This window comes from Micromonospora aridisoli (assembly GCF_056150025.1).
Map to the genome: position 1 here is coordinate 88,503 of NZ_JAXCFK010000010.1, position 18,022 is coordinate 106,524.

14 protein-coding genes are annotated in these 18,022 nt (G+C 72.0%); 9 read left to right on the forward strand and 5 right to left on the reverse strand.

Features of this window, described 5'->3' with window-relative positions; all coding sequences use genetic code 11:
• Positions 1-22: 22 nt before the first annotated feature.
• Both SM447_RS21125 and SM447_RS21130 read right to left on the reverse strand, forming a co-directional pair.
• Entirely contained in the window at positions 23-1,039 is a 1,017-nt protein-coding gene (locus SM447_RS21125; RefSeq protein ID WP_474574570.1) for a lysophospholipid acyltransferase family protein, read from the reverse strand.
• Positions 1,036-1,800, reverse strand: coding sequence for a GNAT family N-acetyltransferase (locus SM447_RS21130; protein ID WP_474574571.1), 765 nt, complete (start codon positions 1,798-1,800; stop codon positions 1,036-1,038). Before SM447_RS21130 ends, SM447_RS21125 begins: the two co-directional genes overlap by 4 nt.
• A gap of 169 nt (positions 1,801-1,969) precedes the next feature.
• Between SM447_RS21130 and SM447_RS21135 the strand changes: the two genes are divergently transcribed.
• The 6 genes from SM447_RS21135 (at position 1,970) to SM447_RS21160 (ending at position 9,949) form a co-directional block, all read left to right on the forward strand.
• A complete protein-coding gene (locus SM447_RS21135) occupies positions 1,970-2,620 on the forward strand; it encodes a hypothetical protein (protein ID WP_474574572.1) in 651 nt (216 codons plus the stop codon).
• 149 nt (positions 2,621-2,769) lie between these two features.
• Positions 2,770-3,705 carry an ABC transporter ATP-binding protein gene (locus SM447_RS21140; protein WP_474574573.1) on the forward strand — a complete coding sequence of 312 codons (936 nt, stop codon included), beginning with the start codon at positions 2,770-2,772 and terminating at the stop codon, positions 3,703-3,705.
• Positions 3,702-4,517 carry an ABC transporter permease gene (locus tag SM447_RS21145; protein ID WP_474574574.1) on the forward strand — a complete coding sequence of 272 codons (816 nt, stop codon included), beginning with the start codon at positions 3,702-3,704 and terminating at the stop codon, positions 4,515-4,517. The genes SM447_RS21140 and SM447_RS21145 overlap by 4 nt, the downstream gene beginning before the upstream one ends.
• 316 nt (positions 4,518-4,833) lie before the next feature.
• The gene (locus SM447_RS21150; protein ID WP_474574575.1) at positions 4,834-8,613 is read left to right on the forward strand and encodes a multifunctional oxoglutarate decarboxylase/oxoglutarate dehydrogenase thiamine pyrophosphate-binding subunit/dihydrolipoyllysine-residue succinyltransferase subunit; all 3,780 of its coding nucleotides are present in this window, start codon (positions 4,834-4,836) and stop codon (positions 8,611-8,613) included.
• 89 nt (positions 8,614-8,702) lie between these two features.
• Positions 8,703-8,882, forward strand: a complete 180-nt coding sequence (locus SM447_RS21155) for a DUF6104 family protein (protein WP_131303737.1) — start codon at positions 8,703-8,705, stop codon at positions 8,880-8,882.
• Between the two features lie 86 nt (positions 8,883-8,968).
• Positions 8,969-9,949, forward strand: coding sequence for a glycoside hydrolase family 6 protein (locus SM447_RS21160; RefSeq protein WP_474574576.1), 981 nt, complete (start codon positions 8,969-8,971; stop codon positions 9,947-9,949).
• A gap of 60 nt (positions 9,950-10,009) precedes the next feature.
• Here the strand turns inward: SM447_RS21160 and SM447_RS21165 are convergent, their stop codons facing one another.
• Positions 10,010-12,193 (reverse strand): bifunctional polysaccharide deacetylase/glycosyltransferase family 2 protein, encoded by a 2,184-nt coding sequence (locus SM447_RS21165; protein WP_474574577.1) that lies wholly within the window; start codon positions 12,191-12,193, stop codon positions 10,010-10,012.
• A complete protein-coding gene (locus SM447_RS21170; RefSeq protein ID WP_474574578.1) occupies positions 12,186-12,989 on the reverse strand; it encodes a hypothetical protein in 804 nt (267 codons plus the stop codon). The genes SM447_RS21165 and SM447_RS21170 overlap by 8 nt, the downstream gene beginning before the upstream one ends.
• A gap of 395 nt (positions 12,990-13,384) precedes the next feature.
• Between SM447_RS21170 and pta the strand changes: the two genes are divergently transcribed.
• Positions 13,385-15,490 carry a phosphate acetyltransferase gene (gene pta / locus SM447_RS21175; protein WP_474574579.1) on the forward strand — a complete coding sequence of 702 codons (2,106 nt, stop codon included), beginning with the start codon at positions 13,385-13,387 and terminating at the stop codon, positions 15,488-15,490.
• Positions 15,487-16,605, forward strand: a complete 1,119-nt coding sequence (locus tag SM447_RS21180) for an acetate/propionate family kinase (protein WP_474574580.1) — start codon at positions 15,487-15,489, stop codon at positions 16,603-16,605. Before pta ends, SM447_RS21180 begins: the two co-directional genes overlap by 4 nt.
• A gap of 137 nt (positions 16,606-16,742) precedes the next feature.
• On the opposite strand, the gene SM447_RS21185 is transcribed toward SM447_RS21180, so the two are convergent.
• Entirely contained in the window at positions 16,743-16,907 is a 165-nt protein-coding gene (locus SM447_RS21185) for a hypothetical protein (protein WP_474574581.1), read from the reverse strand.
• Between the two features lie 173 nt (positions 16,908-17,080).
• On the opposite strand from SM447_RS21185, the gene SM447_RS21190 reads away from it, so the two are divergent.
• On the forward strand, positions 17,081-17,935 hold the full coding sequence (locus SM447_RS21190) for an alpha/beta hydrolase family protein (protein ID WP_474574740.1): 855 nt from the start codon (positions 17,081-17,083) through the stop codon (positions 17,933-17,935).
• Positions 17,936-18,022: the final 87 nt, after the last annotated feature.

The window sequence follows — 18,022 nt, forward strand, 5'->3', positions numbered from 1 at the left end:
TGTGAGCGGCGTGGGTCGCGGGTCAGGCGGCCAGCGGCAGCTCCCGCTCCGGCGTACCGTCCGGCGAGCTGCCCGCCACCTCGGTGCCGGCCCGCGCCGACGACCCGCCGACCGGCGGCCGGGCCGGCACGGGCGGCACGGTTCGTACCGCGTCCGACCGCGCCGGCACCCGTACCGGCGCCGCCTGCGGAGCCACCCGCGCGGCTGGCGACGACGGTACGAGATGCACCGCCGATTCGGCGACCCGGGCGAGCGCGCGCCGATCGGCGGACCGCCCCGGGTGCAGCGGCGCGGCGACGTCGACACGGACCGTCAACTCCCGGGCGGCGAGCATCCGCCGCACCGACCGCAGCAGGGTCTCGTCGCCGACGAACGCCGGTGCGGTGGTCGTCTCGCCGGTCACTCCGCAGCGGTAACCGATCCGCACCGGCACGACGGGAGCCCCGGCGTCGATCGCGGCCTGGAACATCGCCGGCCGGAAGCCGGTCTTCGGCCGGCAGGACGTCGCGGCACCGCACCAGGTGGTGCCTTCGGGGAACACCGCGACCGAACGGCCCGCCCGCAACGCGGCGGCGACCCGTCCCACCGTCGCCGGCAGCTCGCGGGGGCGGGAACGGTCCACGAAGACGGTGCCGGCCGCCCGGGCGAGCAGCCCGATCAGCGGCCATCGCCCGACCTCGTGCTTGGCCACCAGCCGGGCCGGCGCGACCGCGAACAGAGCCAGGATGTCCCACCACGAGACGTGGTTGGCGACGACCAGGGCACGGCGCCGGGGCAGCCGACCGCGCACCTCGAGGCGTACGCCGCAGGCCCGTGCGGTGGCCCGTGCCCAACCGCGCAGCGCGGCCTGCCGCTCCCGGACCGGCAGCACCGGGAGCAGGACGGCCAGGCCGACGCCGAGCCCGAGCATGCCGAGCAGACCGGCGGCGCGGCCCAGTTGCCGGGCCGCCGGGACGGCGGGGGCCTCGCCGGGCCGGGGCAGGCAGTCGGGGCCGCAACCGGAACTCGGCCGCCACAGCGGATGCGCCAGCGTGGTCACGGCTGCCCGCCGAGGAAGTGCCGCAGGTAACGCGGGTTGATCCGGTCCATGGAGAGCAGTACGTAGAAGTCGGCCACCCCGAAGTCAGGGTCGTACGCCGGCTCCCCGCAGACCTGGGCCCCCAGCCGCAGGTACCCGCGCAGCAGCGGCGGGACGAGCTTGGCCGCCCCCGTGACCGACTCGGTCGGCACGCCCGGCTCGGCGAACCAGGGCCGCAGTGGACGGACCCGCAACGGCGGCGGTGACAGGTGCTTCGCCCGCGCCTGGGCCCAGACCTCGGCGGCGGCGAGCCCACCGTCGGACACCGGCACGGAGGCACACCCACCGAGCCAGCGCAGCCCGCGCAGGTGCAGGTAGCGGGCGATGCCCGCCCACATCAGGTTGATCACCGCGCCGCTGCGGTGCTCGGGGTGCACGCAGGAACGGCCGGCCTCGACCAGGTGCGTACGCAACGGATCGAGCGCGGTCAGGTCGAATTCGCCCTCGGCGTACCGGAGGTTGGTCCGCCCCGGCGGGAGCAGTCGGTACGTCCCGACCACCGCACCGGTGTTCTCCTGGCGCACCACCAGGTGGTCGCAGTACGGGTCGAAGGCGTCACGGTCGAGGCCGGCCGTGTCCGGGGACACGGTCGCGCCCAGCTCGCCGGCGAACACCTGGTGGCGCAGGCGTTGCGCGGCCTCGACCTGGCTGGGGTCGTCGGCGATCGAGAGGGTGTAGCCGCTGGTCGTCAGTGCTACGTCCGCGGCGGGCAGAACGGCCATGCGTTCTGTGTAGCGCCCGATCGGTTGCCGGCCCTGGTGACCAGCGGTGTCGATCCGGTGAACGCCGGTCGGCGACCGGTCGCCGACCCGCTCCGGCGGCGGGTACGCGGGCGTGCGAGGCTGCCGGTGTCCGGCGACGCGGCCGGGCGGCGTGGCGGAGGGAGTCCCGATGATCATCGAAGGGCGCTTCAACGGACCACCCGGGTCGGGCAACGGCGGCTGGAGCGCCGGTGTCTTCGCCACCGCGTACGGCGGGGACGCGCCGGTCGAGGTGACGCTGCGTCGACCGCCGCCGCTGGACACCCCGTTGACGCTGGTCGACGGGGAGGTCCGCGACCCGGCCGGCGAGGTGGTCGCGCGGCTGCGCCCGGCGGAGGATCTCGACCACACCGTGGTGGCACCGGTGGACCTGGCGACCGCCCGGGCCGCCTCGGCGGCGTACCCCGGGCTGGTGGACCATCCCTTTCCCGACTGCTACGTCTGCGGCCCACGACGCGCCGACGGCCTGCGGATCTTTCCGGGACGGCTGCCGGACGGCCGGACGGCCGCCCCGGTGCGGGCACCCCGGCAGGTCGGGGCCGCCACGGTCTGGGCCGCCCTGGACTGCCCCGGCGGCTGGGCGGTGATCGGTGCCGGCCGGCCGTACGTGCTCGGTCGGATCGCGGCCCGGATCGAGGCGTTGCCCCAGCCGGACGACGAGTGCGTGGTGACCGGGGCGGTGATCGGCACCGAGGGCCGCAAGGCGTTGGTACGCACCAGCCTGTACGCGCCGGACGGCCGCCCGCTCGGCCATGCCCGGGCCACCTGGATCGCCGTGTAGACACGGCCGTCGATCGGCTCGTACCTGGGGATGAGACGGCTCCTGCCTGAGGCGGATCACGATCTCCCGAACGAGCCCGATTGAATTACTTGACCATTAACGTCACGCTGTGCAACGGCGCACCCCGGCGCCGACACGGGAGGAGAACGATGACCGACGGGCAATCACGCCCCACCAGCGACGCGCAGATCGTGGTTTCCGGCCTGACCAAGCAGTACCGCAACGTGCTCGCGGTCAACAACCTGTCGTTCACGGTCGAACCGGGTCGGGTCACCGGCTTCCTCGGCCCGAACGGCGCGGGTAAGACCACCACCCTGCGGATGTTGCTGAACCTGGTCACCCCGACCGCCGGAGCGGCGACCATCGGTGGCCACCGGTACCCGGATCTGGCCGACCCGCTGCGACACGTCGGCGCGGTGCTGGAGGCGTCCAGCGCACACAAGGGCCGTACCGGCGTCAACCACCTGCGGGTGATCTGCGCGGCGGCTGGGCTGCCTCGGGAGCGGGCCGACCAGGCGTTGGAGCTGGTCGGGCTGACCCCGGCGGCCAAGCGCAAGTTCAAGGGATACTCGCTGGGCATGAAGCAGCGGCTCGGCATCGCCGCGGCGATGCTCGGCGACCCCCGGGTGCTGATCCTCGACGAGCCGGCCAACGGCCTGGACCCGGAGGGCATCCGGTGGATGCGCGGGTTCCTCAAGGGGCTCGCCGCCGAGGGGCGCACCGTGCTCGTCTCCAGCCACCTGCTCTCCGAGATGCAGCTGCTGGCCGACGACGTGGTGATCATCGCGGCCGGGCAGCTGGTCCGGCAGGGACCGGTCGAGCAGGTGATCGGGTCGATGGCGCAGGGCGTCCGGGTCCGGGTACGCACCCCGCAGGCCGACGCGCTCACCGCCGCGCTGGCGGATGGGCCGGCCACGGTGGAGAACGACGGGCAGGGAACCCTCCTGATCGGCGGGGTCGACGCGCCGACGGTGGGCCGGGCGGCCCTGGCCGCCGGGGTGGAACTGCACGAGCTGACCACCGAACGACCCGACCTGGAACGCGTGTTCCTGGAGCTGACGGCCGGAAAGGCGGGCATCCGATGAGCAACCTCGTCCGCTCCGAACTGCTCAAGATCCGTACGACCAGCACCTGGTGGTGGCTGGCCATCGGGGCGTTCCTGTCGATCGCCCTGGCCTTCGCGTTCAACGCGTGGCTGGCCAGCGAGACGCTCAGCGGTGGTGGCGAGGAGTTCGGCTTCACCGGCGACGCCGCCTCCGCGCCGGCGCAGGCGGCGAACCTCTACACCTCCGGTCAGTACCTGGGTCTGATGTTCGTGATGCTCATCGGCATCCTCATGGTCACCAACGAGTTCTTCCACCAGACCGCGACCACCACGTTCCTGGCCACTCCGCGGCGCACCTCGGTGATCGTCAGCAAGCTCATCGCGGCCAGCCTGCTGGGCTTCGCGTTCTGGCTGGTGACCACGCTGATCGACCTCGCCGCCGGAGCGACGTTCCTGACGTTGAACGACTACGGCACCCAGCTCGGCGAGTGGGAGGTCCAGCGGGCACTGCTGCTCAACCTGATGGCGTACGCGATCTGGACGGTCCTCGGCGTGGGCATCGGCACGCTGATCACCAACCAGCTGGGGGCGGTGATCACCGCCTCGGTGCTCTACCTGATCGGTACGCAGGTGGTGGGGCTGCTCTTCCTGCTGCTGGCCAACGTGCTCGACAACATGTCGATCATCAAGTGGCAGGTGATCTGGCCGGCCGCCGCCTCCCAGGTCATGATCACACCCGGGGAGAACGAGATGCTGCCCGCCTGGTGGGTCGGCGCGCTCGTGCTGGTGGGCTACGCCGTGGTCAGCGGCGTGGTCGGGATCCTCATCACCCGGCGCCGCGACATCTCCTGACACCCCGACGCCGGACTCGGTTCGGCGTCCCGACGACGGGCCCGGCCCACCGGTCAAGAACCGGCGGTCCGGGCCCGACGCCGCTCGGCGGCCCGGCAACGCGGGTCGGACCGGACGGGGAGGTCATAGCAGCGATCAAGGGAATACGCAGCGCTTACCGAACTTCTGGCATCTTCTGTGAATCCGACCACGCGACGGAGGCGGAAATGCCCCGAGGATCGGTACGGCGTAGCCTGGGAACCGTCCTGTGCGCCCGTCCCGGCGTACCGGACGCCGCGTGACACACAAACCCGCGTGAAAGAGGCGATTACCGGCCGTGTCGACCCAGCAGACTTCGCAGGAGAACCCACTGGCGGGTTTCGGCCCGAACGAGTGGATCGTCGAGGAGATGTACCAGCGTTACCTCGCCGATCCCAGCAGCGTCGACCCGGCCTGGCACGACTTCTTCGCCGACTACCGCCCCGGCAAGGGCAGCACCCGCACCGCGGACGGCGACGGTCGGGCGACCACCACCGAGCCCGGCGACACCGCCCCGGCCGCGGCCGAGGTGGCCCCGAAGAAGGCACCCGCCGCCAAGAGCGAGGCCGCCAAGGCCGCACCGGCGGACAAGAGTGAGGCCCGCCCGGCACCGGAGACCTCGAAGCCGGCCCCCGCCACGTCGAAGCCGGCCGCCGCGAAGCCGGCCCCCGCCAAGGCCGCGTCGGCGAAGAGCCAGCCGACCCGGATCTCCCCCACCGCCGGCGGGCCGCAGACCACGCCGCTGCGCGGCGTCGCCGCCAAGATCGTTCAGAACATGGACGCGTCACTGGCCGTGCCGACCGCCACCAGCGTCCGCGCCGTGCCGGCCAAGCTGCTGGTCGACAACCGCATCGTGATCAACAATCACCTAGCCCGGGGACGCGGCGGCAAGGTCAGCTTCACCCACCTGATCGGCTACGCCCTGGTCCGGGCGCTGGTCGCCCACCCGGAGATGAACAACTCCTTCGCCGAGGTCGACGGCAAGCCGGTAATGGTCCGCCCGGAGCACGTCAACCTGGGCATCGCCATCGACCTGACCAAGCCCGACGGCAGCCGCAATTTGGTGGTCCCCTCCATCAAGGCCTGCGAGCAGATGGACTTCCGGCAGTTCTGGCAGGCGTACGAGGACGTCGTCCGGCGCGCCCGCCGCAACGAGCTGACCATGGAGGACTACTCCGGCACCACCATCTCGCTGACCAACCCCGGCGGCATCGGCACCGTGCACTCCATGCCGCGACTCATGCAGGGCCAGAGCGCGATCATCGGGGTCGGCGCGATGGAGTACCCGGCCCCCTACCAGGGCATGAGCGAGGCCACCCTGGCCGAGCTGGCGGTCAGCAAGGTCATCACGCTGACCAGCACGTACGACCACCGCATCATCCAGGGCGCGCAGTCCGGCGAGTTCCTCAAGGTCATGCACGAGCTGATGCTCGGCGAGCACGGCTTCTACGACCAGATCTTCACCTCGCTGCGCATCCCCTACGAGCCGGTGCGCTGGATGCGCGACGTCGCGGTCGACAGCGAGGGGCAGATCAACAAGACCGCGCGGGTCCACGAGCTGATCCACTCCTACCGGGTGCGCGGGCACCTCATGGCCGACACGGACCCGCTGGAGTTCAAGATCCGCAAGCACCCGGATCTGGACGTCCTCCAGCACGGGCTGACCCTCTGGGATCTCGATCGCACCTTCCCGGTCAACGGTTTCGCCGGCCGGCAGCGGATGAAGCTGCGGGAGATCCTCGGCGTGCTGCGCGACTCGTACTGCCGCCGCGTCGGCATCGAGTACATGCACATCCAGGACCCGGCCGAGCGCCGCTGGATCCAGGAACGGGTCGAGCGCAAGTACGAGAAGCCGCCGGCCGGCGAGCAGAAGCACGTGCTCAACCGGCTCAACGCGGCCGAGGCGTTCGAGACCTTCCTGCAGACCAAGTACGTCGGTCAGAAGCGCTTCTCGCTGGAAGGCGGCGAGTCGCTCATTCCGCTGCTCGGTGAGGTGCTGGAGGCCGCCGCCGAGGGCGGGCTGGACGAGGTCGTCATCGGCATGGCCCACCGGGGCCGGCTCAACGTGCTGGCCAACATCGTCGGGAAGCCGTACGAGAAGATCTTCTCCGAGTTCGAGGGGCACCTGGACCCGCGTTCCACCCAGGGCTCGGGCGACGTGAAGTACCACCTGGGGCAGAACGGCAAGTTCACCACTCCCGACGGTGACCACGCCGTGAAGGTCTCGGTGGTGGCCAACCCGTCGCACCTGGAGGCCGTCGACCCGGTGCTGGAGGGCATCGTGCGGGCCAAGCAGGACCGCATCGATCTCAAGCTGGAGGGCTACACCGTGCTGCCGTTGGCGGTGCACGGCGACGCGGCCTTCGCCGGCCAGGGGGTGGTGGCCGAGACGCTCAACCTCTCCCAGCTACGCGGTTACCGCACCGGCGGGACGGTGCACGTGGTGGTCAACAACCAGGTGGGCTTCACCACCGCCCCGGAGTACAGCCGGTCCAGCCTCTACAGCACCGACGTGGCCCGGATGATCCAGGCTCCGATCTTCCACGTCAACGGCGACGACCCGGAGGCAGTGGTCCGGGTCGCCCGGCTCGCCTTCGAGTACCGCCAGGCGTTCAACAAGGACGTCGTCATCGACCTGGTCTGCTACCGGCGGCGTGGGCACAACGAGGGCGACGACCCCTCGATGTCCAACCCCCAGATGTACCGGATCATCGACTCGAAGCGCTCGGTCCGCAAGCTCTACACGGAGGAGCTGATCGGGCGGGGTGACATCACCGTGGAGGACGCCGAGGAGCTGCTGCGCGACTACCAGGCGCAGCTGGAACGGGTCTTCAAGGCCACCCGGGACGCGGCCAGTACGCCGCGCCAGCTGAGCCGTCCGGCCCGGCAGGACGAGCCCGAGCCGCAGGTGGAGACGGCGACCGAGGCGTCGGTCATCAAGGCCATCGGCGAGGCGCACGTCAACCTGCCCGAGGGCTTCACCCCGCACAAGCGGATCCAGCAGTTGCTCGACCGGCGGGCCCGGATGGCCGTCGAGGGCAACATCGACTGGGGTTTCGGCGAGATCATCGCCTTCGGCGCGCTGCTGCACGACGGGGTCACCGTGCGGCTCGCCGGGCAGGACTCGCGCCGGGGCACCTTTGTGCAGCGGCACGCCTCGATCGTCGACGCCGAGACCGGCGACGACTACCTGCCGCTGAAGTCGCTCACCGGTGACGGTGAGCGCTCCCGGTTCTTCGTGCACGACTCGCTGCTGAGCGAGTACGCCGCGATGGGCTTCGAGTACGGGTACTCCGTGGAGAACGTCGACGCACTGGTCTGCTGGGAGGCGCAGTTCGGCGATTTCGTCAACGGTGCCCAGACGGTGATCGACGAGTTCATCTCCTCCGGCGAGGTGAAGTGGGGCCAGCGCTCCGCCGTCACCCTGCTGCTGCCGCACGGCCACGAGGGCCAGGGTCCGGACCACACCTCCGGACGCCCGGAACGGTTCCTCCAGCTCTGCGCCGAGGACAACATGCGGGTGGCGAACCCGACCACCCCGGCGAACTACTTCCACCTGCTGCGCCGCCAGGCTCTCTCGCCCAAGCGCAAGCCGCTGGTGGTGTTCACGCCGAAGTCGCTGCTGCGGCACAAGCTCTGTGTCTCCTCGGTGGAGGACTTCACCACCGGCACCTTCTCCCCGGTGCTGGCCGATCCCGCGGCCACCGCGCCGGAGCAGGTCAAGCGGGTGCTGCTCTGCTCGGGCAAGGTCTACTACGACCTGTTCCAGGCCCGGCAGGAACGCGGCATCACCGACACCGCGATCATCCGGCTGGAGCAGCTCTACCCGATGCCGGTGGAGGAGATCCGGTCCGCGCTCGCGCAGTACCCGAACGCGGAGGACTTCGCCTGGGTGCAGGAGGAGCCGGCCAACCAGGGTGCCTGGTCGTTCGTCGCGCTCAACCTGCTGGAGCACCTCGACGGTGTCCGGCTGCGGCGCATCTCCCGTCCGGCCGCCGCGGCTCCGGCCGTCGGGTCGGCGAAGATGCACGAGGTCGAGCAGCAGGCGCTGATCGAGGCGGCGCTCCCCCGCCCCTGACGAGAACTGACCCGGTCCCGTCCCGCCCTCTGGTGGGGCGGGACCGGCCGGCTTCACCGGGGGACGCCGGTGAGGAAGCGAGTGGACACATGTACTTCACCGACCGGGGCATCGAGGAACTGGTCGAGCGGCGCGGCGACGAGCAGGTCAGCCTGGAGTGGCTGGGCGAGCGGCTGCGTGACTTCGTCGACCTGAACCCGGAGTTCGAGACTCCGATCGAGCGGTTCGCCACCTGGCTCGCCCGGCTCGACGACGAAGACGACGACTGATCAGCGTGTCCGCCACCTGGCCAGCCGTCCGGCGTACCCGATCGGGGCGGCGGGGGTCGACGAGCCGACCCGGCCGCCGGAGCGTCGTGGCGGCCGGCGTCGCCCTGACGCTGCTGCTCGCCGGCTGTTCCGACGAGCCCGCCCCGTCACGGATCCCGGACGCGACCGGATCCGCGCCACCGCCCGCGCCCTCGGTGTTCTACCTCGACCCGACCAACCCGGCCGAGGTGGAGGCGCAGCGGCGGGCGGCTCGTGGCGAGTCGGCCGAGGCGGAGGCGTTACGCGCGATCGGCGGTCGGCCGAGCGCGAAGTGGTTGACCGGCGGTGCGGTCCGCGACGAGGTCGACGCCTTCCTCGGGCAGGCCGCGATCGCCGGCCAGACACCCGTGCTGGTGGTGCACAACGTGCCGCAGCGGGACTGCGGCCGACGCGGCGAGGGCGGTGCCCGTACCGGCGCGGAGTACCAGGCGTGGATCCGGGAGGTCGCCGCCGGCGTCGCCGGCCGTCAGGTGATCGTCGTCCTCGAACCGGGCGCGCTGCCCGACGCGGTGGCCGGCTGTGTGGGTGACCCCGCCGACCGGCTCGCCCTGCTGCGCGACGCGGTCGCCGTGCTGGCCAGCACCGGAAAGGCCCGGATCTACCTCGACGCCGGGCATCCGGGGTGGATCCGCGACGTCGAGGCGTTGGCGGCGGCGCTGCGCCGCGCCGGGGTGACGCGGGCCGACGGCTTCGCGCTCAACGTGGCGAACTTCGCCCGCACCGGGGACAACGTCAGCTACGGGCACCGGATCTCCGACGCGCTCGGCGGCGAGACCACGTTCGTGATCGACACCAGCCGCAACGGCAACGGCCCCTATCCCGCCGAGCGGGTCGACGGCGCGCCGAGCTGGTGCAACCCGCCAGGGCGGGCGATCGGCGAGGAGCCGACCGCCGACACCGGCCTGCCCCGGGTGGACGCTTTGCTCTGGATCAAGTTCCCCGGCGAGTCCGACGGCGACTGCCGTCCCGGCGAGCCGCCCAGCGGCGAGTTCTGGCCCGCGTACGCCATCTCGCTGGTCAGCTCCTGACCCCGTTGATCATGAGGTTGGCGGCAGGGAAACGGACAAAATCCCCCGCTAACTTCATGGTCAACAGGAGTCGGCAGGGGTGGGAGTGGGGGTCAGGCCGGTACGGCGGAGCTTCTGCCAGCCCAGGCGACCACCGGTCAGGGCGGTGGTCACCGACTGGATCATCACCAGGTACATCAGTTGCCGGTACACGAACTGCTGCAACGGCAGTACCCACAGCACGCCCAGCTTCTCCCGATCCAACCGGAACGCCACCACGGCGGTCAGCGTCTGCAACGCGAGCATGACCAACCAGGCCACCGCCGTCGCGGTCCGGTCGAGGAAGAACAGGCCGTAGAGGGCGAGCAGGTCGATCACCGGCGCCAGCAGCGGCAGGACCACCCCGAACACGCTCAGGAACAGCAGACAGCGTCGGGTGAAGCGGCCGGAGGCACCGCGGTCGACGAGCGAGCGGCGGTGCTTCCACATCGCCTGCATGGTGCCGTAGCTCCACCGGTACCGCTGCTTCCACAACTGCCCCAGCGTCGCCGGAGCCTCGGTCCACGCCCGGGCCGTCTCCTCGTAGACCACCTTCCAGCCGGCGCGGCCGAGCGCCATGGTGATGTCGGTGTCCTCGGCCAGGGTGTCGTCGGTCATGCCACCGGCGTACCGCAACGCCTGCCGGCGGAAGGCGCCGATCGCCCCGGGCACGGTGGACATGCAGCGCAGCGTCTCGTACAGCCGTCGGTCCAGGTTGAAGCCGATGACGTACTCGATGTGCTGCCACTTGGCGATCAGGCTGTCGCGGTTGCCCACCTTGACGTTGCCGGCGACCGCACCCACCTGCGGGTCCGCGAACGGCTGGACGAGCCGCCGCACCGAGTCGCGTTCGAACACGGTGTCCCCGTCGACCATCACGATCAGTTCGTGCCGGGCCAGTGCCACCCCGGTGTTCAACGCGCTCGGCTTGCCGCCGTTGGGCTTGCGGACGACCCGGACGTTCGGCAGCCGGAGCGCCTCCACGATCTCCGCCGTGCCGTCGGTGGAGCCGTCGTCGACGACGATCACCTCGATGCCGCCCGGATGGTCGCCACCGGCAAGCGAGCGGACGGCCGCGGCGATCCCCTCCTTCTCGTTGTACGCGGGCACGATCACCGACACCGGCTCGGTCACCGGCGGTCCCCACGCCCAGTCCGGGGCCCGGCGGCGACGGGCGTGCCGGCCGGCGAGCGCGAGCAGCAGCACGGTACGACCCACCGTCAGCGCGCCGACCGTGAGGAAGATCGCGCCGAGCCAGCCCAGCGTGTGGTCCGCGCCCCGCACTGCCCAGATCAGCATCCGGCCACGCCAGCGCTCTCCCGCCGTGGCGACCTGACCGGCCTCGACCCGGTGGTCGATGCCGGCCTCGGCGAGGGCGAGGTTCAGTCCCTCGGTGACCGTGACGAAGCGGTAGCCACGCTCCTTCATGAGCGGGATGAACCGGTCGAGCGCGGCCACGGTCTGGGCCCGCTCGCCGCCCGCGTCGTGCCAGAGCGTGATCGCTCCCGAGTAGCCCGTTGGTGTGACGTTGGTGATGATTTCGTCCACCCCGGGCAACGCCCAGTCCCGGCTGTCGGTGTCGTTGAGCACGCTGAGGTAGCCGAGCTCACCGGCCTGCGTGAACACCGGCCAGTCCAGGTCGTCGATGGCCGCCGCGTAGGAGGAGTACGGGAACCGGATCAGGGAGGTGCGGATCCCCGCCGCACTGGCGATGGCCAGCCGGGTCTGGGTGTACTCCATCCGGCGTCGCCAGTCGGGCAGCACGGTCAGGTCGGGGTGGGTGAAGGTGTGCACGCCGATCTCGTGCCCGTCGCCGGCCAACGTCCGCACCAGGTCCGGATGCCGGGCCACCTGCGAACCGACCACGAAGAAGGTGGCCGGCACCTGGTGGGCGGCCAGGACCCGCAGCACCTCGCGAGTCCAGACCGGGTCCGGTCCGTCGTCGAAGGTGAGCGCGACGGTACGCGGCGGCAGCCGGTACGACCGGCTCTGTCCTTCCGTGCTGCTGATGATCGGACCGCCGGACACCACCGTCGTCGGCACCTCACGCTGCCCGTCGTGGGTCTGCCGACGGTCCGGCGCGAAGGACGCGTTGGCGTACGCGCCGACGAGCAGCACCGCCGCCAGGACCGCGCAGAGCACGCCGAAGAGGGTCCAGCTCGGCGGCGGTACGACGCGGCGTCCTCGTACCTGCCGCCGGGACCGGGGCGCCGGCGGTTCAGCCATCGACGCGGACGGCCTGGTCGACGACGACCGACGGGTCGACGGTCGGTGGTGCCGGTTCCGTGTTGGGCGGTTCGACGCTCGGCGTGGTCGCGGGTGCGGTCGACCGGGAGGGTCGTGGTGACGCCGGTGTCGACGAGGGGCGGCCGGGTGTCGTCGGCGCACTGGTCGCCGTCGCGGGAGCCCGGGACGGGGTGGTGGCCCGGGGACTCGGCGCGGCGCTGCCCGTCGCCCGGGGCGTGGCCGTCGTGGGTGACGGCTCGGCGGCGGGGATCGAGGGGGCCGGTGGCGGCTGCCAGGGCTGGCGGGTCGGCTCCACGAAGGGCAGCACCGTGTCGGCGTTGACCGGGCCGCCGGCAAAGCTCGCCACGACCAGTCCGGTGTAGATAAGACCGACCAGGCCCAGGGCGTACGCGATCCAGCGCAGCCGGGAGCGGCGCCGGCCGCTCGGATCGACGAAGACCGGCTGCGGCTGGGGCACGGCGGCCATGACGGTGGTCGGGCTGTCTCCCGGTATCACCATGGTGGGTGCGTCCACCACCGTCTGCCGCACCACGGTCGGCGCGTCCACCACCGCCGGCCGCACCACCGTGGGCGCGTCCACCACCGCCGGCCCCACCACGGTCGGCGCGTCCACCACCGCCGGCCGCGCCATCGTCGATGCCTCCGCCGCGGGGGGCCGCACGGCGGTCGACGGGTCCGCGAACCACGGCGACGGAGTTGGTTCGTCGGCTGCGGTTCGCTCGACTCCCCGCGCGCCGCTCGCCGTATCAGCGCTGGTCAGAGGGTCCGCAGTCATGGCCGGGAGTCTAGGAGTGAGCAATTCTCGGCTTGTTCGCGGAGCCCGAGCATGCGACGGGAATCCCACTTCGCGGACGACCTCCAGCGCCAGCGTGAGCGTCGGCACACAGCGGGTCACGACCGCCTCGACCAGGGGGAGCACCGAGCGGCCGACCCGGCTCGCCCGCGCCCACCGAAACCCGCCTCGATCAGGTCGAACGGGCCGTCCACCGTCGTGCCGGCGGTCACGCCGGGTCGCCGGTCCGGCTTCCGGCATGGTCGGTCGGGCCGAAATAAAGATCTTCCTGGCCGAGCCGGAGATCGGTGAGCCGTCCACCCCTGCCCGGGCGGGCACCGGACGACCCGGGCGGGCGGGTCCGAGGACCCACGCGGGAGTAACCCTGATCTTGTAGCGTGAGTGCCGTGGCCCGGAGCGTTTACCTGACCAGTGTCGGCTCGGGCGGGGGGAAGTCGACCATCGCCCTCGGCCTCGCCGAGTTGCTGTCCCGACAGGTCGGTGGGATCGGCGTGTTCCGTCCGCTGGTGGCACAGGACCGACCCGACCCGATCCTCACCCTGCTCAGTGAGCGGTACCGGGTGGGGCTGCCGGTCTCGGACCTGCACGGCACCACCTACGCCGAGGCCACCGCCCTGGTCGCCGACGGCCGTCGGGAGGAGTTGATCTCCCGGATCGTGGAACGCTACCGGGACGTGGAGCGGCGGTTCGCGGCCATGGTGGTGATCGGCAGCGACTTCGCCGCCGCCGGTGACACCGCCGGCCCACGCGAGCTGGCCTTCAATGCCCGGCTGGCCACGGAGTTCGGCAGCGTGGTGGTGCCCGTGGTCGACGGGTACGGGCAACAACCGACGGCGATCGCCGCCGCCGCCCGTGGCGCGTACCACGATCTCGCGGACCTCGGCGCGACCGTGCTCGCGGTGCTGGCCAACCGGGTTCCCGGCCCGATGGCGCTGCCCCGGCTGCCGGTCCCCGCGTACGCCATTCCCGAAGTTCCCAGCGTGTCCGCGCCGACGGTGGCGGAGGTGGCCGGGGCGCTGGGCGCCACCCTGCTGGCCGGGGACGAGACCGCGCTCGCCCGTGACGTGCTCGACTACGTCGTCGGGGCGGCCCACGTGCCGACCCTGTTGGAGCACCTGACCGAGGGCGCCCTGCTGATCATGCCGGGTGACCGGGACGACCTGCTGGTGGCGGCGAGCGCCGCGCACGTGGCCGGTCAGGTGTCACTGGCCGGGCTGGTGCTCACCCTCGGTGTGCCGCCCGACCCCCGGGCGATGCGCCTGGTGGAGGCGTTGAACGCCCGGCTCGCCGTGCTCTCGGTGCCCAGCGACAGCTACCACACGGTGGCCGCGTCGAGCCGGATCGAGGGCCGGCCCAGCGCCGGCAACCCCCGGAAGGTGGAGGCCGCGCTCGGCGCCTTCGAGACGCACGTGGACACCGTCGAGCTGGCCGGCCGGCTACGGGTCAGCCGCTCCGCGCGGGTCACCCCACTGATGTTCGAGTACGACCTGATCGACCGGGCGCGGGCCCGGCGGCGGCATCTGGTGCTGCCGGAGGGGACCGAGGAACGAATCCTGCGCGCCACCGAGATCCTGTTGCGCCGGGGGGTGGCCGACCTGACCCTGCTCGGGCGGACCGAGGAGGTCGCCCGACGCGCCCGGGAGCTGGGCGTGGACATCGGCGAGGCCCGGGTGGTGGACCCCGCGAGCAGCCCGTGGCGTGACGAGTTCGCCGAGGCGTACGCGAAGCTGCGCGCGCACCGGGGGGTCACCGCCGAGCTGGCGCACGACATCGTCGCCCAACCGAACTACTTCGGCACCATGATGGTGTGGGCGGGTCACGCCGACGGCATGGTCTCCGGTGCCACGCACACCACGGCGGCGACCATCCGGCCCGCCTTCGAGATCGTGAAGACCATGCCGGAGGTCTCCGTCGCCTCCAGCGTCTTCTTCATGCTGCTCGCCGACCGGGTGCTGGTCTACGGTGACTGCGCGGTCAACCGCGACCCGGACGCCGCCCAGCTGGCCGACATCGCCATCTCCTCGGCGGACACGGCGGCCCGGTTCGGCATCGAACCCCGGGTGGCGATGCTGTCGTACTCGACCGGCAGCTCGGGCGCGGGCGCGGACGTGGAGAAGGTGGCGGCGGCGACCGAACTGGTCCGTCGACGCCGGCCTGATCTGGCCGTCGAGGGCCCGATCCAGTACGACGCGGCCATCGACCCGGCCGTGGCGGCCACGAAGCTGCCCGACAGCGCGGTCGCCGGGCGCGCGACGGTCTTCATCTTCCCCGACCTCAACACCGGCAACAACACGTACAAGGCGGTGCAGCGCTCCGCCGGGGCGGTGGCCGTCGGGCCGGTCATGCAGGGTCTGCGCCGGCCGGTCAACGATCTCTCCCGGGGGGCCACCGTGCCGGACATCGTGAACACCGTGGCGATCACCGCCATCCAGGCCGCGGCGCTCGCGGACGCGGCACCGTCGGCCGACGAGGCGGCGTCGTGAGCAAGGTGCTAGTGATCAACAGTGGGTCGTCGTCGGTCAAGTACCGGCTGTACGACGGCGACCGGGTGCTGGACAAGGGCACCGTCGAACGGATCGGTGAACCCGCCGGTGGGCCGAGCGACCACACCGGTGCGATCCGGCAGATCCTGAACGGACTGGACCTCGGCGGTCTCGCCGCGGTGGGTCACCGGGTGGTGCACGGCGGCCGGCGGTTCACCGCGCCGACGCTGGTCGACGACGCGGTGCTGGCCGCCATCAGCGACCTGGTGCCGCTGGCCCCGCTGCACAATCCGGCGAATCTCGCGGGTATCGAGGTGGCCCGCCAGGCGCTGCCGGGGGTGCCGCAGGTCGCCGTCTTCGACACGGCGTTCCATCACACGCTGCCGGAATCCGCGGCCACCTACGCGATAGACCACGAGGTCGCGCAGCGGTACGGCATCCGACGGTACGGCTTCCACGGCACCTCCCACGCGTACGTCTCCCGGCGCACGGCAGAGCTGCTGGACCGCCCGTACGAGGAGATCAACACGATCACCCTGCACCTGGGCAACGGAGCCAGCGCGTGCGCGGTCGCCGGTGGCCGAAGCGTCGCCACCTCGATGGGGATGTCGCCGCTGGAGGGCCTGGTGATGGGTACCCGCAGCGGCGACCTGGATCCGACCATCGTGTTCCACCTGCGCCGTGAGGGCGGACTCGGCGTCGACGAGATCGACGACCTGCTCAACCACCGCAGCGGCCTGCTCGGGCTGAGCGGGGTCAACGACGTACGCGAACTGCTCGCCCGGCGTGCCGCCGGGGACGAGTCCGCCGCGCTCGCCTTCGACGTGTACTGCCGCCGGATCACCGGCTACGTGGGGGCGTACTACGCGCTGCTCGGCCGGGTGGACGCGGTCACCTTCACCGCCGGAGTCGGCGAGCACGCGGCACCGGTACGCGCGGCGGCGCTGGCCGGGCTGGACCGGCTCGGCATCACCGTCGATCCGGACCGGAACGCGGGCAGCGGTGACCGGCGCATCTCACCGGACGGCGCGGAGGTGGCGGTCTGCGTCATCGGCACCGACGAGGAGCGGGAGATCGCCCGGGCCGCCCGCGAGGTAATCACGACCGCGAGCTGACCTCCGCTGGGCACGATCCAGTCGCCCACCGCCCTGCCGGCAGGTCCGGCTGTCCGACGGGCGGTCCGGCAGGTCGGCGGGCGGTCCGGCAGGTCGGCGGGCGACGGGCTGACCTGCGGTGGCCGCCAGCCGAGGGGTCAGCCGAAGGCGAGCCAGGTGGCGAGGGCGACCAGCACCACCGCGACCACGGCGGCCCCGATGATCAGACCCGTACGCGACGCGGTCTCCGCCGGAGCCTCCGTGTTGGCGAAGGCGCGGAACGCCTCGGTGTTGCCGCTCGGGTCGGTGTAGTTCTCAGCCATGCCGGGAACCTTAGCGAAACCGGTCCAGCCGGGATGTCCGGTGCACCCGTACGCCCGCGCGAAGGGCCGCTACCGGCGACCGCGCCTCGGCGGATGTGCCGGCGATCTACCGTGATGCCGTGGAGATCAGGCGGGGGGCGACCGCGCCGACGGCGTTGCTTACGGTGTGGCTGATGGCGTGGCTGGCCGGCTGCGCGACGCCCCGCGAGACGGTGGCCCTGCCGGCGCCGACCCGACCGGCGCCTCAGGTGCCGTACGCGGTGGGGGTCCGGACGTTCACCATCGACCCGGGATCGGAGCGTCCCCTGCCGGTGACCGTGTGGTACCCGGCGCAGGGCACCCGGGTGGCCGACGGGCGGTTCCCCGTGGTCGTCTACAGCCACGGCCTGGCCAGCCTGCCGGAGCTGCACTCCGGGCTGACCGCCCGGTGGGCCGCCGCCGGTTTCGTGGTGGCCGCACCCACGTACCCGCACACCCGGCGCGGTGCGGCGCGGTTCTCCCGGGCCGACGTCCGCCACCAGCCGGCGGACGGATGGCGCGTGATCCGGCACCTGGCGCGGCTCGACGGTCGGGCGGACGACGCGCTCGCCGGTCATCTCGACGTGCAACGGGTGGCCGCCGCCGGTCACTCGGCGGGCGGCTTCACCACGGCCGGCATGTTCACCGCGGGACATCCGACGCGACTGCGGGCCGGCATCGTGATCGCCGGTGGTGGGATGGCGGGCAGCTTCGCGGGAGCACCCGCTCCCATGCTCTTCGTGCACGGCACCGCCGATTCGGTGGTGCCGTTGAGCGTCGGCCGGGCCGCCTACCACCGTGCACCGGGCCCGGCGGCCTTCCTGAGTCTGCTCGGTCAGGGACACGGCGAGTACCTGGTCCCCGGTCGGCCGGGCTTCGCCCAGGTGCTGACCACCACCACCGATTTCCTGCGCTGGACCCTCTACGGCGACCGGGAGGCCGCCCGCCGCCTACCCACCCGCGCCCTCCTACCCACCGTCACCACCTTCGAGACCCGCCCACCCCCCTAGATCCCCCGCGATCTTGCGCTTTCTGTCGGGGCAGATCCGCTGTTGTCCGGCAATTCGGCGACCGAAACTGCAAGATCGACGGGACTG